Consider the following 14737-nt stretch of genomic DNA (forward strand, 5'->3'; position numbering starts at 1 on the left):
CCGGACCGTTCCATCGTCGGCCTGTTTTGTTAACTTTGTATCAGAAAAAAGTTTACGGAATATGTCGAACGGGCTTTTTTGCCGCTTCCTTCCGCTTTGCGCCTGCCTGGCGGCGCTGTTTCTGCACGGCGTGGCCGCGGCGCAACCGTATTCCGACGACGAATATTATCCCTATGCCGAACGGGAGGAGCGCCGTCCGCTTCTCACGACCGATACGGCGCTCTTCTACCGGGCGGTGCAGGGCACGGCGGACCTCTACGGCGAACATACCGACTTCACGCTGCCGGATGTTGCCGCCCGACGCCGGGGGCTGGACTACGACACCGAACGCACGGCCCTTTCGGGAATCGACCTTTCGTATCGTTACCTCACGCTTTTGCGATTGCTCGGGGCCGAGGAGACGCGCACTCCGGGCCTGCAGCCGGTTCCGGGTCTGAGGGCCGGGGCTGGTGGAGCGACCCTGGTCCGCTTTCCGGCCGGGGAGCCGTTGCAACCCTACCTGGTTTCGGCGCGTTTTGCCGACCGCAACTACCGTTTCGGGGCCCGGCTGGCGGGGACGACCCGCCTGGGGCGGACGTGGCACCTTTCGGCCGCCGCGGATTTCCGCACGGGCCGCGACCTGCGGGTCGAGGGGGTCTTCACGAATGCCGTGACGGGCGGTTTCCGCCTGTGGCGCCCGTTCGGGGAGTCTGGCGATGAGGGCACCCTGTCGCTGCTCTGCATCGTTCCGGTCTCGGCGCGGGGCACGCGCCTCTCGACTTCGGAGGAGGCCTTCACGCTGACGGGCGACCGTCTCTACAATCCGGCCTGGGGCTTCCAGGAAGGCCGCGTGCGCAATTCGCGGGTTCGGCGTGAGACGCTTCCGCTGACGGTTGTGACGTGGGAGCGGCGGCTTGCGCCCTCGACGACGGTTTCGGCGGCACTCGGTGCGGAGACGGGCACGAACCGCTACAGTTCGCTGGGGTGGTACGACGCCCGGACGCCGATGCCGGACAACTACCGCTACCTGCCGAGCCATACCGGCGACCGGGCGACCGAGGAGGCGTGGCTTGCGGGGGATCCGCACTATACGCAGATCGACTGGGACGAGTTGATCCACCAGAACCGGATGGCGGGTGGACATGCGGTCTATGCGCTGGAAGACCGTGTGGAGCGACTTTGCAATCTGGGGCTCTACGCCTGTTTCGAGACGGATGTGAACCGGCGGCTGACACTCCGTTACGGCGTGGAGCTGCGCCTCGACGACCGCCGTCATTACAAGGAGATGCGGGACCTGCTGGGAGCGGGTTATATTACGGACATCGACCAGTACCTGATCGACGACGACACCTACGGCAACCAGCTTCAGAACAACTTGCGGCATCCGGACCGGACGATCCGCGAGGGCGACCGTTTCGGCTACGACTATACGCTGTCGGCGCGCTCGGGGCATCTGTTTTTCCAGACGGACTACCGCTCGGACCGCTTCCGAGGGGACGTCTGGGTGTCGCTGGGGAGTTCTGCGGTGAACCGCCGGGGCCACTACGAGAAGGAGCTCTTTCCGGGGAGCCAGTCCTGCGGGCGTTCGCGGGTGCTTCGCTTTGCGCCCTACACGCTGCGGGCCACCTGCGGTTGGTCCTTCACGCCGCGCCAATACGTCGGGCTGTCGCTGCTGGCTGCGGCCCGCACGCCCGATGCCGGGGATCTCTTCTACCAGCCGCTCTACAACAACCGCACGCTTGAGAATCCCGTTCTGGAACGAACCTTCGCGGGCGAGGCGACCTGGCGCATGACGGGTCCGGTCGTGGATTTCCAGGCGACGCTTTTTGCGGTGCTGACACTCGACGGCGCGGAGACCCGCCGCTACTACGACGACCTCTCGTATGTCTATTGCGACATGGCGGTGACGGGCATCGGAACCGCCTCGTACGGGATTGAGGCCGCTGCCGACATCCGGCTTTCGGATCGCTGGCTGTTGACGCTGGCGGCTTCGGCGGGCCGTTACCGCTATGTCCGGGATCCGGTTGTGACGGTCCTTTCGGACGTGGACAACACGGCAGTCGACCGGGGATCGCGGAGCCGGATGGGCGGTTGCGAGGTGGGCGGGGCCCCGCAGGTGACCGCGGCGTCCGAACTGGCGTGGTTCGGCGGAAAAGGGTGGGGCGTTCGCGCCTCGGTGGGCTATGCGGGCCGACGCTTTGTGGAGGCGATGCCGCTCCGGCGCACGGACCGCCTGGCGTCTCAGACCGGCATTACCCGGGAGGCCTTCGCGTCGTTTACGGAGCAGGAACGGCTTGCGGATGCGCTGACGCTGGATGCCTCGCTGTTCAAGAGTTTCTGGTTCGAGCGCTCGCGGCTGACGGTTTCGCTGCTGCTGAAGAACCTGTTAGGGGATTCCGACATCGTTTACAACGGTTACGAATCGCTCCGGGTTCGGCGGATCTCGTCGGGCGACACCTGCTATTACACGCCCCACGCCACGCGCTATACCTATCTGCTTCCGCGGACGTTCTACCTTACGGTTTCGTACCGGTTCTGAAAGGGAGCGCGAAAAATCTCGAAATTTTTTGGGATTTTGGTTTCGAATTCGTATTTTGTTGGGGTAAAACCTTAAAAACTTCAACCCATGATTGTCGGAATTCCAAAAGAGATCAAGAACAACGAGAATCGCGTTGGTCTGACCCCGGCGGGGGTCCAGGAGCTCGTGAAGCGGGGACACCAAGTGTATGTGCAGGCTACGGCCGGAGAGAACAGCGGTTTTCCGGATGCGGCCTATACGGCGGTCGGCGCCGAACTGTTGCCGACGATCGAGGATGTCTACGCGCGTGCGGAGATGATCGTGAAGGTCAAGGAACCGATTGCCCCGGAGTATAAGTTGATCCGCCGCGACCAGTTGGTTTTCACCTACTTCCACTTTGCGAGCAGCGAACCGCTGACGCACGCGATGCTCGACAGCGGTGCGGTTTGCTGTGCATACGAGACGGTCGAGCGGGCCGACGGGTCGCTTCCGCTGCTGATCCCGATGTCGGAGGTTGCGGGGCGAATGGCCGCGCAGGAGGGGCGATATTTTCTGGAGAAGCCGCGGGGCGGCAAGGGGGTTCTGCTGGGCGGCGTTCCGGGCGTGAAGCCTGCAAAGGTCTTCGTGATCGGCGCGGGGGTCGTGGGTACGGCTGCGGCGCGGACGGCTGCGGGAACGGGCGCTGACGTGACGATCTGCGACATCTCGCTGCAGCGTCTGACCTACCTGGCGGACGTGATGCCGAAGAACGTGAAGACGCTCATGTCGTCGGAGTACAACATCCGCGAGGAGTTGAAACACGCCGATCTGGTGATCGGTTCGGTGCTGATTCCGGGCGCGAAGGCCCCGAAACTGGTTACGCGGGAGATGCTGAAACTGATGGAGCCGGGGACGGTGATGGTTGACGTTGCGATCGACCAGGGGGGCTGCTTCGAGACTTCGCACCCGACGACGCACGAGGACCCGGTCTACTACGTGGACGGGATCCTGCACTATTGCGTGGCGAATATTCCGGGCGCGGTTCCGCGGACGTCGACGCTTGCGCTGACAAACGCGACGTTGCCCTACGTGCTGCAACTGGCCGACAAGGGCTGGCGTCGTGCGGCGCGCGAGAATGCGGAACTGGCCCTGGGCCTGAACATCGTTTCGGGAAAGACGGTCTACCGGCCGGTTGCCGAGGCGTGGGATCTTCCTTACGAACCGTTGGCGTTGTAACGGCGGATGTGGGGCGATTTGCGGCCCTCCGAGTTCCGGACTCGGGGGGCCGCTGCCGTATGAAAGGATGAAATTTGCGTATTTTGTTTTTGAAAATCTTAAAAAATGATTATATTTGCCAAAGAACGAGCCTGTTATGGGACCCGGGAACCTTTCGGACTGACATGAAAACGGACGCAAACGGGCGGGCTTTCAAGGCCGAAGGCTGGTTTGGGTTACGAATTGTAAGCATACAGGCGAAAAAACAGCTGCAAGAGCGTTAAGCGGTGGCGTTTTCCGCACGGGATCGTGGGGCGGCGTCACTGAAATTTTTACCCTATAATAACGGAGGTTCGAGTTATGAGTGAAAGACTGTACATTTTCGACACGACCTTGCGCGACGGGGAGCAGGTTCCCGGTTGCCAGTTGAACACCACGGAGAAGATCGAGGTCGCCAAGTTGCTGGAGGCTTTGGGCGTGGATATCATCGAAGCGGGTTTTCCGATTTCGAGTCCCGGAGATTTCAATTCGGTGCTTGAAATATCGAAGGCGGTATCGGAGCCGACGATCTGTGCGCTGACGCGGGCCGTCGAGAAGGATATCGACGTGGCGGCCGATGCGCTTCGGCTTGCGAAGCGGAAGCGGATCCACACGGGCATCGGGGTTTCGCCGCAGCATATCTATGACAAGCTCCGTTCCAATCCGGAGCAGATTCTCGAACGGGCGATCGCGGCGGTGAAATACGCGAAGCGTTATGTCGAGGATGTGGAGTTCTACGCCGAGGATGCGGGCCGTGCGGATCCGGTGTACCTGGCCCGGGTCGTGGAGGCTGTGATTGCCGCGGGCGCCACGGTGGTGAACATCCCCGACACGACGGGCTACTGCCTTCCGAACGAATACGGGGCGAAGATCAAGTACCTCGTGGATCACGTGCCGAACATCGACCGGGCCATTATCTCGACGCACTGCCACAACGACTTGGGGATGGCTACGGCCAATACGCTGAGCGGCATTCTGAACGGGGCGCGTCAGGCTGAGGTGACGATCAACGGCATCGGGGAGCGTGCGGGCAACACGTCGCTCGAAGAGGTTGTGATGACGTTGCGCTGCCACAAGGACGTGGCGATCGACACGGGGATCAACTCGCGCCTGATCACGAAGGCCTCGCACCTGGTTTCGAGCCTGATGAACATGCCTGTGCAGCCGAACAAGGCGATTGTGGGTCGGAATGCCTTCGCGCACTCCTCGGGGATCCACCAGGACGGGGTTCTGAAGGCCCGTCAGACCTACGAGATCATCGACCCGCAGGACATCGGGCTGAACGAGTCGGTGATTGCGCTGACGGCGCGGAGCGGACGTGCGGCGCTGGTTCACCGTCTCGAACTGCTGGGTTACGACCTGACGCAGGAGGAGATCGACGCGACGTACGAGAAGTTCCTGGCGCTGGCCGACAAGAAGAAGGAGATCCACGACTACGATTTGCTCTACCTGGTCGGGGACATCGATCGGATGAAGCAGCAGTCCATTGCGTTGAAGTTCCTGCAGGTGACGACCGGGACGCTGGTACCGACGGCGACGGTCGTACTGAAGTTCGGGGACCACGAGCGGATGGCGATCGGTACGGGCAACGGACCCGTGGATGCAGCGGTTTCGGCGATCAAGACGCTGATCAACGAGAAGGTGGTTCTGACGGAGTTTCTGATGCAGGCCATCACGCGGGGTTCGAACGACGTGGGCCGCGTCCACGTTCAGGTGGAGTGCGGCAACCGCACGGTCCACGGTTTTGCCGCGCATACGGATACGACGCGTGCGTCGATCGAGGCGTTCCTCGACGCACTTCGCGCCTTGAATGTTACGGAACGCAAGGAAGAGCAGGCGTGATATGATGGGAAAGACGCTTTTGGACAAGATTTGGGACGCACACACGGTGCGTATCGAGGACGGGGGCCGGTGCGTGCTCTACATCGACCGCCAATACATCCATGAGGTGACCTCACCGGTCGCCTTTGCGGGGCTGGACCGGCGTGGGATCGGGGTGGCCCGTCCGTCGCAGATCACGGCGACGGCGGACCACAACATCCCGACGTTGAACCAGCATCTGCCGATCGAGGAGCCGGAGTCGCGGCGCCAGGTGGCGGCGCTGGAGGCGAACTGCGCGAAGTACGGCATCGAGCACTTCGGCGTGGGGAACCCGCGCCAGGGGATCGTGCACATCATCGGCCCGGAGCTGGGCTTCACGCAGCCGGGGATGACGATCGTCTGCGGTGACAGCCATACGTCGACGCACGGGGCCCTGGGCGCCGTGGCGTTCGGCGTGGGGACGTCGGAGGTGGAGATGGTCTTCGCCAGCCAGTGCATCATCCAGACCAAGCCGCGTACGATGCGCATCACGGTCGACGGGGCGCTGCGTCCGGGCGTGGAGGCGAAGGACGTGATCCTCTACATCATCTCGCGGATTACGGCATCGGGCGGTACGGGCTACTTCATCGAGTTTGCCGGGAGCACGATCCGCTCGCTGTCGATGGAGGGTCGGATGACGGTCTGCAACATGAGCATCGAGTGCGGGGCGCGGGGCGGCATGATCGCTCCGGACGAGAAGACGTTCGCCTACCTGCGGGGCCGCGAACGGGTGCCGCAGGGCGCGGATTTTGAGGCCGCCGTGTCGCGCTGGCGGGAGCTGTACAGTGATCCGGACGCCCGGTTCGACAAGGAGTACCGCTTCGACGCCGCCGACATCGCCCCGATGATCACCTACGGCACGAACCCCGGCATGGGCATGGCGATCGACGGTGAGATCCCGGCTGCTGCGGACCCGAAGGCACTGGAATACATGGGCTTCCAGGCCGGCGAACGGATGCTGGGCAAACCGGTGGACTACGTTTTCGTCGGGAGCTGCACGAACGGACGGATCGAGGACCTGCGGCGCTTCGCCCGACTGGTCAAGGGGCGCCGGAAGGCCGAAGGCGTGACGGCGTGGATCGTCCCGGGCTCGAAGGGCGTGGAGGCTCAGGCACGGGCCGAGGGTCTGGACACGATCCTGGCGGAAGCGGGCTTCGAACTGCGGCAGCCGGGCTGTTCGGCGTGCCTGGCGATGAATGCGGACAAGATTCCGTCGGGGAAATACAGCGTTTCGACTTCGAACCGCAACTTCGAGGGTCGTCAGGGTCCCGGTGCGCGGACGATGCTTGCGGGCATAGCGGTGGCTGCGGCTGCTGCGGTAACGGGTCGCATTACCGATCCGCGCGAACTTTTCGGATTTTAAAACCACGAAAGAGATGTCCATACCCAAATTCGTTACGTTCACTTCGGGGGCGGTGCCCGTCGAGGTGGAGAACATAGATACCGACCAGATCATCCCGGCGCGCTTTCTGAAAGCCACCGAACGCAAGGGCTTCGGGGATAACCTCTTCCGGGACTGGCGCTACGATGCGGCGAACCGTCCCGTTGCGACGTTCCCGCTGAACGACCCGCGCTATGCGGGGCAGATCCTCGTGGCGGGGCGGAACTTCGGCTGCGGAAGTTCGCGCGAGCACGCGGCATGGGCCATTGCGGACTACGGCTTCCGGGTCGTGGTTTCGAGTTTCTTTGCGGACATCTTCCGCAACAATGCGCTGAACAACGGCCTGCTGCCGGTCCGTGTCGAGGAGCCGTTCCTGCGTGGGATTTTCGACGAGATCCGCCGCGACCCGTCGGCGCAGTTCACGGTCGATCTGGATAACCAGCGCTTCACGATCGTGTCGAGCGGCGCAAGCGCACCGTTCGAGATCGACGCCTATAAGAAACGGTGCCTGCAGAACGGCTACGACGACGTGGACTACCTGCGGAGCATCTCGGCGGAGATCGCCGCCTTCGAGAAGAACCGCAGCTGACCTCCGGAGCGATGCAATCCACGGTAGAGATTCTGGATACGACGCTGCGCGACGGCGAACAGACCTCGGGCGTTTCGTTCAACGCCCGGGAGAAGCTGTCGATTGCGCGGCTGCTGCTCGAAGAGCTCTGCGTGAACCGGATCGAGATTGCCTCTGCGCGGGTTTCGCAGGGCGAGGAGCGTGCCGTGCGGGCCATTGCGGAGTGGGCCGCGGGACGGGGATATACGGATCGGATCGAGGCGTTGGGTTTCATCGACGGGGGAGTTTCGGTCGAATGGCTTTGGCAGGCGGGCTGCCGGGTGGTAAACCTGCTGGCCAAGGGTTCGCGGAAACACTGCGAGGAGCAGTTGCGCCGCACGCCGGCCGAGCACCTGTCGGACGTGCGTGCGGAGATCCTGCGGGCCTCGGAGCGGGGGATGGGTGTGAACCTCTACCTCGAAGACTGGTCGAACGGGATGCGCCATTCGCCGGATTACGTCTATGCGATGCTCGACGGGCTGGCGGATCTTCCGGTGCGGCGGTTCATGTGTCCCGACACGCTGGGGGTGCTGGACCCCTATGATACGGAGCGCTTCTGCCGCGAAATGACGACGCGCTACCCGTCGCTTCGTTTCGACTTCCATGCCCACAACGATTACGACCTGGCGGTGGCGAATACGGCCGCTGCGGTTCGAGCGGGCTTCGGGGGCGTTCACGTGACGATCAACGGGTTGGGCGAGCGGGCGGGTAACGCGCCGCTGTCGAGTACGGTGGCGGTTCTTCACGACCGGCTGGGGTGCCGCACGGAGATCGACGAATCGAAAATCTACCGCGTGAGCCGCACGGTGGAGTCCTATACGGGGGTTCGCATCCCGACGAACCGTCCGATCGTGGGCGCGAACGTCTTCACGCAGTGCGCGGGGGTGCACGCCGACGGCGACAACAAGAACGGGCTCTATATCAGCGAACTGCTTCCGGAGCGCTTCGGCCGGGTCCGGGAGTATGCCCTGGGCAAGACCTCGGGGAAGGCGAACATCCTGAAAAACCTCGAAGTGCTGGGCATCGACCTGGACGAGGCGGCGATGCGGAAGGTGACGGAGCGGGTCGTGGAGCTGAGCGACAAGAAGGAGCTGGTGACGCTGGACGACCTTCCGTACATCATTGCGGACGTGCTTCGCTACGACCAGACGGACGCACCGGTTCGGATTCTGAACTACAGCCTGTCGCTGGCACAGGGTTTGCGGCCTGTTGCGACGTTGCGGATCGAAATCCACGGCGAGCAGTACGAGCATACCTCGGCGGGAGACGGACAGTACGACGCCTTCATGCGGGCTTTGCGGTTGATCTACCGCGAGCAGTTGGGCCGGAAGTTCCCGATGCTGCGGGACTACGCGGTCTCGATTCCGCCGGGCGGGCGGACGGACGCCTTCGTGCAGACGATCATCACGTGGGAGTGGGAGGGGCGCACGTTCCGCACGCACGGACTGGACGCCGACCAGACGGAGGCGGCGATCAAGGCGACGGTCAAAATGTTGAATATCATCGAAACAAACCATACGAATCATGGAAATCAAGATTGCACTGTTGCCCGGTGACGGCATCGGCCCCGAAATCATCGCGGAGGCCGTGAAGGTGTTGGACCGGATTGCCGAACGTTTCGGCCATCGAATCACCTATACGCGGGCGCTGGTGGGCGCTGCGGCGATCGACGCCGTGGGCGACCCTTACCCGGAGGAGACGCACCGGATCTGCCTGGCGGCGGATGCGGTGCTGTTCGGGGCGATCGGGGACCCGAAGTACGACAACGACCCGACATCGAAGGTGCGTCCCGAACAGGGGCTGTTGCGGATGCGCAAGTCGCTGGGGCTGTTTGCGAATCTGCGTCCGGTGACGCTGTTCGAGGCGTTGGCTGACCGTTCTCCGCTGCGCACGGAGGTGGTGCGGGGCACGGACTTCATCTGCGTGCGGGAGTTGACGGGCGGCATCTATTTCGGGCGTCCGCAGGGACGCGACGAGGATGGCCGCCGGGCCTTCGACACCTGCACCTATACGGTCGGGGAGATCGAACGGGTGCTGCATGTGGCGTTCCGGCTGGCAATGGCGCGCCGCCGCCGGCTGACGGTTGTCGACAAGGCGAACGTGCTGGAGACTTCGCGGCTGTGGCGGGAGACGGCGCAGCGCCTGTCGGGCGAATACCCGGAGGTGAAGGTGGACTACATGTTCGTGGACAACGCGGCGATGCAGATCATCCGCCAGCCGACGCATTTCGACGTGATCGTCACGGAGAACATGTTCGGGGACATCCTGACCGACGAGGCGAGTGTCATCAGCGGGTCGCTGGGGATGCTATCGTCGGCGAGTGTCGGGGCTGATGTGGCCCTGTTCGAGCCGATCCACGGGTCGTATCCGCAGGCTGCGGGGAGGAATATCGCCAATCCGATGGCGACGATCCTCTCGGCGGCGATGCTGCTCGAACACCTGGGTCTCGACGCCGAGGGCCGTGCGGTCCGCGATGCGGTGAATGCGGCGCTTGCCGCGGGGATTGTCACCGAGGATCTGGCGGCTCCCGAAGCGCGGCGTTATACGACCTCGGAGGTGGGCGACTACGTCGCGGCGCACGTGTAGCGGGCCAACGGCCCCGGACCGCCCGGACCGCCCGGACCGCCCGAACTGCCTGGACCGCCCGGATAGCTCGGACCGCCCGGACCGCCCTTTTTGCGTCCGTTTTTTCCGCTCCTTTCCGGCAACCGGCCGGGCCCGGAATCAACCTCTTGTGCAGACCGTTTTCGCGGTCTGCATTTTTTGTACTATCTTTGCATCGGAAAAACGGCGGCCCGGCGACCGACCATCACGGGCTGCAGATAATCGACAAGAGACATGGCAGGATCGAATTTCGTGGATTACGTCAAGATTTTCGCCCGTTCGGGGCACGGCGGAGCGGGCTCGGCACACTTCCGTCGCGAGAAGTTCGTGGCCTTCGGGGGGCCGGACGGCGGCGACGGCGGCAAGGGGGGCAGCGTCGTGCTGGTGGGCGACAAACAGTACTGGACGCTGATCCACCTGAAATACCAGCGCCACCAGTTCGCCGAAGATGGCGAGAACGGCTCCGGGGCGCGCTCTTCGGGCAAGGATGCGAAGGACATCGTGATTCCGGTGCCGCTGGGCACGGTGGCTCGGCGCGTGGTGGAGCTGGAGGACGGCACGACGGCACTCGAACCGGTAGGGGAGGTGACCGAAGACGGTGAACGCCTCGTCCTGTTGAAAGGGGGCCGTGGCGGCCTCGGAAACTGGCATTTCAAGAGCGCCACGAACCAGACCCCGCGCTACGCCCAGCCGGGCGAGGAGGGCGACGAAGGGGCCTTCGTGCTGGAGCTGAAGGTGCTGGCGGACGTCGGGCTGGTGGGGTTCCCGAATGCGGGGAAATCGACCCTGCTGTCGGTGGTCTCGGCCGCGAAGCCCAAGATTGCGAACTACGCCTTCACGACGCTGGAGCCGAACCTGGGGATCGTCGAGGTGCGCGACCACAAGTCGTTCGTGATGGCCGACATCCCGGGCATCATCGAGGGTGCGCACGAGGGCCGGGGGCTTGGAACGCGCTTTCTGCGGCATATCGAACGCAATTCGGTGTTGCTGTTCATGATTCCGGCCGACAGCGGGAATATCCGCCGGGACTATGAGATCCTGCTCGGCGAGCTGACGCAGTACAACCCGGAACTGCTGGACAAGGAACGGCTGCTGGCCATTACGAAATGCGACATGCTGGATGACGAATTGATGGCCGAGATGCGGTCGCACCTGCCGGAGGGTGTCCCGTCGGTTTTCATCTCTTCGGTTTCGGGCCTGAATATCCAGACCCTGAAAGACATGCTTTGGGAGGCGCTGCAACGGTAGCGTGATGCCCTCCCTTGCATTGAATCACACCCGGGACGGCTCTGTCCCGGGTTTTTCGTGGAGTGGGGCCGCCATGCACAACAACCCTCCCTTTTGCGTGCGCGGATGGCTGTTTTCGCCTCCGTTGCTGTTGCCGTTTTCTTTGTTTCCCCCGCCCCCCCCGTTTCTATCGGGCGGTTGCCGCCGTCTCGTCGGAAAATACCACCTCCCGAAAGGTGACGCGCAGTGCATATTTCCCGCCGAAATAGTCGATCACTCCACCCAGCGTCCCGCTTCCTGCGGGCAGGGGTTCCTTGGCATAGTCGCAGTTTTCGAGTGTTCTCACGAGAAACCGCATTCCGTTTGCATCCATGATTTCACGTTCGGTGGTTACGGTTCGTCCGGTTTCGGGGTCGGTGTCGCACCACGGCTTCCCCGCCTCGACGAACCGGACACCTTCGAACCGCACCCGGGTGTCGATGTGCTGGCTCCCGACCTCTTCGAACGCGAGCGGAACGCTGCGGGGCATCTCGACATCCGTGCCGGGAAAATGAAAATAGCGTTCGATCTCCTCCTGCGGAATCACTCCGCTGCCGTATTCGCCGGGTTCTGTTCCGAGACCGACCTTTCCGCCGTAGTCGGTGAGCACGAGCCCGTTGCATCGCACCTCCACCCGTGCGCCGAACGGGAACCGGTCTGCCAGCGGATCCCCTTCGACGGCGATGGCAATGCCTCCGCTGTCGTCCTGGAGGATGATTTCGCGGGAGAATTCACCGTAGAGGTCATTGGCGACGACCTGCCCGCGAATGGTTGCATCCTGCGAGATCCGGAGAGCGGACCGACCGTCGCACAAGGCCTTGAGCCCGGCGATCGAAAGTTGCGACGCCTGGGGTGTTTCCTGAAATTCGGGCTCGGTTGCGGTGTTGCAGGCGGCGAGGAGCAGCAGGCTAACGGATACAATCGTTTTCATCGCGCAGTTTGAGGATGTACCGACCCTCCCCGGCCTCGTCGTACTGCAGGATTCCGACCAGGGCGACGGTTTCCGTGGGGACCTCTTTTCCCGCGAATGCGGCATAGGTACGGACATAGGTGTAGATGGTGTTTCCGGATTCATCCGAGAATTGTTTGTATCCGGCCCATGCGGAGGTCGTGATCTCTTCGGGGAGATAGCGGAGGCGGTCGATCCGCACGAGGGTTCCGCAACGTTCGGGTGTGAGTTCGGGGATCGAGAGGCGGGCGGGATCGATGGGGCAGAGGGTTTCGGAGTCGCGGGAGAGCACGTTGTCCAGTGCGGCCTTCGAGCCGATGTAGTCGGTATCGTATCCGCTACCGGGAGCGGACGGGTTCCCTATCTGGAGGACCCCGCGGCTTTCGGCAGCGGTAAGTCCCTTCAAGTGGAGGGTCACGCGGCATCCGACCGGGAAATCGTTGTGCAGCCGGTCGATTCCGGCCATGATTTCGAGGGCTGCGCTATTCTCTTCGATGCAGATCGTGCGGTAGAAGTTTTCTGCGGCATCGGAGCTGGTGACGGTTCCGCGGACCGAGATGTCCGAGGCAATGGCGAAAGGCACGCCGAGGTATCGGCTTCTGATGTTGGCGATGGTTTCCGATACGGGCCCTGCGTTCTCCGTTTTGCCGGGAGATCCGAATCCGGAGTCATAACACGCAGCCATACAGGCTCCGGCCAGGAAGACCAGGAGCGCCGCAAGGGTTCGATGCAACAAGTTTCGGAAATTTTTCATGGAGTCTTGTTTTCCGATCACACTTTTCTCTTCCTCTTTACAGCCCGTTTTCCGGGGCAGGCATCCTTCCTCGCCTCTCTCCCTCTTTACAGCCCGCCTTCCTGGCCAGGCTTCCTCTCTCCTCGTCTCTCATCTTTCACCTCTCTCACTCACTTCTCACCTCTCTCACCTCATACCTCTCACTCTCTGCACTGCCCCCCCCCTCGGTCAGGCTTCGATTCTCGAATCCTTCAGACCGAGGAAGTAGAGGATTCCATCGAGCCCGATGGTTGAGATGGCCTGACGGGCCGTAGCCTTGACCTTGGGTTTTGCATGGAATGCGATTCCGAGCCCCGCAAGGTTGAGCATCGGGAGGTCGTTCGCCCCGTCGCCGACGGCCACGGACTGTTCGATGTTGATCGACTCGAACTGACAGAGCAGGCGGAGAAGTTCCGCCTTGCGCCGTCCGTCGACGACCTCCCCGACGTATCGTCCGGTGAGTTTCCCGTTTTCGATTTCGAGCTCGTTTGCGTATACGTAGTCGAAACCGTATTTCTGGCGGAGGTAGTTCCCGAAGTAGGTGAACCCTCCGGAGAGGATTGCGGTCTTGTATCCGACACGCTTGAGGATTGTCATCATGCGTTCGAGGCCCTCGGTAATGGGGAGGTTGTGTGCGATCTCCTCCATGACGGATTCGTCGAGGCCCTTGAGGAGCGCGACGCGGCGGGTGAAGCTTTCGCGGAAGTCGATTTCTCCACGCATGGCGCTTGCGGTGATTTCGCGGACCTGATCACCGACTCCGGCTCGTTCTGCGAGTTCGTCGATGACTTCGGTTTCGATGAGCGTGGAGTCCATGTCGAAGCAGATGAGCCGGCGGCTGCGGCGGTAAATGTCATCCTTTTGGAATGAAACGTCGAGCCCGATTTCGGAGAGGTTCATGAAAGCCTCGTGCATGGTGCTTCTCTCCTGGTCGGACAGGGACCCGCGGACGGAGAGTTCGATACATGATTTTGCGGCCCGGTTGTCCTCCTTGAGGGGCATTCGGCCGGTGAGACGTTTGATAGCGTCGATATTGAGTCCGTGCTGAGTGACGACCTTGGTGACTTCGGCGATATGGCGGGCGGTAACGGTCCGTCCGAGGAGCGTAAGGATATATCTGTTTTTACCCTGTCTTCCGACCCAGTCGTTGTATTTCTCCTCGGAGATGGGCGTGAAGCGGATCATGACCCCGAGTTCCGTAGCCTTGAATAGGAGTTCCTTCATGATGTTTCCGGACTTGTCGGATGTCGTTTTGATCAGGATTCCGAGGGTGAGGGACTGGTGGATGTTCGCCTGTCCTATATCGAGGATGAATGCGTTGTATCGGGCGAGGATCTCCGTGAGAGAAGAGGTCATCCCGGGCTTGTCTTCGCCGGATATGTTTATCTGGATAATTTCGACGTTGTTCTGCATGGTTTCTCGACGGGTGTTTTTGATGTTTTGTTTAAAAAGGATAAACAAAGTTAATAAAGTTCTCTATTTTTTGGCTATTTTTGCATGATAAAATGGATTGTGGCGAGTCAAAAAATGCGAATTCGGAGGCATTTTTGCAGGGCCATCCTTAAACG

General features: G+C 62.1%; 11 protein-coding genes. 8 read left to right on the forward strand and 3 right to left on the reverse strand.

From position 1 onward, the window contains the following. Positions 1 to 61 precede the first annotated feature (61 nt). The 8 genes from ABGT65_RS11685 (at position 62) to obgE (ending at position 11430) form a co-directional block, all read left to right on the forward strand. On the forward strand, positions 62 to 2518 hold the full coding sequence (locus tag ABGT65_RS11685; protein WP_346702362.1) for a TonB-dependent receptor: 2457 nt from the start codon (positions 62 to 64) through the stop codon (positions 2516 to 2518). Between the two features lie 87 nt (positions 2519 to 2605). After that, on the forward strand, positions 2606 to 3712 hold the full coding sequence (gene ald, locus ABGT65_RS11690; protein WP_346702364.1) for an alanine dehydrogenase: 1107 nt from the start codon (positions 2606 to 2608) through the stop codon (positions 3710 to 3712). A gap of 339 nt (positions 3713 to 4051) precedes the next feature. Continuing rightward, positions 4052 to 5572, forward strand: a complete 1521-nt coding sequence (locus ABGT65_RS11695; protein ID WP_346702366.1) for a 2-isopropylmalate synthase — start codon at positions 4052 to 4054, stop codon at positions 5570 to 5572. Positions 5573 to 5576: 4 nt separating this feature from the next. Continuing rightward, the gene (gene leuC / locus ABGT65_RS11700; protein ID WP_346703091.1) at positions 5577 to 6953 is read left to right on the forward strand and encodes a 3-isopropylmalate dehydratase large subunit; all 1377 of its coding nucleotides are present in this window, start codon (positions 5577 to 5579) and stop codon (positions 6951 to 6953) included. 13 nt (positions 6954 to 6966) lie between these two features. Continuing rightward, complete coding sequence (gene leuD, locus ABGT65_RS11705; protein WP_346702368.1) at positions 6967 to 7560, forward strand: 3-isopropylmalate dehydratase small subunit; 594 nt, start codon at positions 6967 to 6969, stop codon at positions 7558 to 7560. Between the two features lie 11 nt (positions 7561 to 7571). After that, positions 7572 to 9134 (forward strand): alpha-isopropylmalate synthase regulatory domain-containing protein, encoded by a 1563-nt coding sequence (locus ABGT65_RS11710; RefSeq protein WP_346702370.1) that lies wholly within the window; start codon positions 7572 to 7574, stop codon positions 9132 to 9134. Beyond that, positions 9103 to 10164 carry a 3-isopropylmalate dehydrogenase gene (gene leuB / locus ABGT65_RS11715; protein WP_346702372.1) on the forward strand — a complete coding sequence of 354 codons (1062 nt, stop codon included), beginning with the start codon at positions 9103 to 9105 and terminating at the stop codon, positions 10162 to 10164. The genes ABGT65_RS11710 and leuB overlap by 32 nt, the downstream gene beginning before the upstream one ends. Positions 10165 to 10416: 252 nt before the next feature. Beyond that, positions 10417 to 11430, forward strand: coding sequence for a GTPase ObgE (gene obgE, locus ABGT65_RS11720; RefSeq protein WP_346702374.1), 1014 nt, complete (start codon positions 10417 to 10419; stop codon positions 11428 to 11430). A 166-nt stretch (positions 11431 to 11596) separates the two neighbouring features. Here the strand turns inward: obgE and ABGT65_RS11725 are convergent, their stop codons facing one another. From ABGT65_RS11725 to serB, 3 genes are all read right to left on the reverse strand, one after another. After that, positions 11597 to 12379 (reverse strand): DUF5689 domain-containing protein, encoded by a 783-nt coding sequence (locus ABGT65_RS11725; protein ID WP_346702376.1) that lies wholly within the window; start codon positions 12377 to 12379, stop codon positions 11597 to 11599. Beyond that, complete coding sequence (locus ABGT65_RS11730; protein WP_346702378.1) at positions 12357 to 13151, reverse strand: DUF5689 domain-containing protein; 795 nt, start codon at positions 13149 to 13151, stop codon at positions 12357 to 12359. The genes ABGT65_RS11725 and ABGT65_RS11730 overlap by 23 nt, the downstream gene beginning before the upstream one ends. A gap of 207 nt (positions 13152 to 13358) precedes the next feature. Next, the gene (gene serB, locus ABGT65_RS11735) at positions 13359 to 14582 is read right to left on the reverse strand and encodes a phosphoserine phosphatase SerB (RefSeq protein WP_346702380.1); all 1224 of its coding nucleotides are present in this window, start codon (positions 14580 to 14582) and stop codon (positions 13359 to 13361) included. Positions 14583 to 14737: the final 155 nt, after the last annotated feature.

This window comes from uncultured Alistipes sp., assembly GCF_963931675.1.
In the GTDB taxonomy this organism is placed as follows: Bacteria; Bacteroidota; Bacteroidia; order Bacteroidales; family Rikenellaceae; genus Alistipes.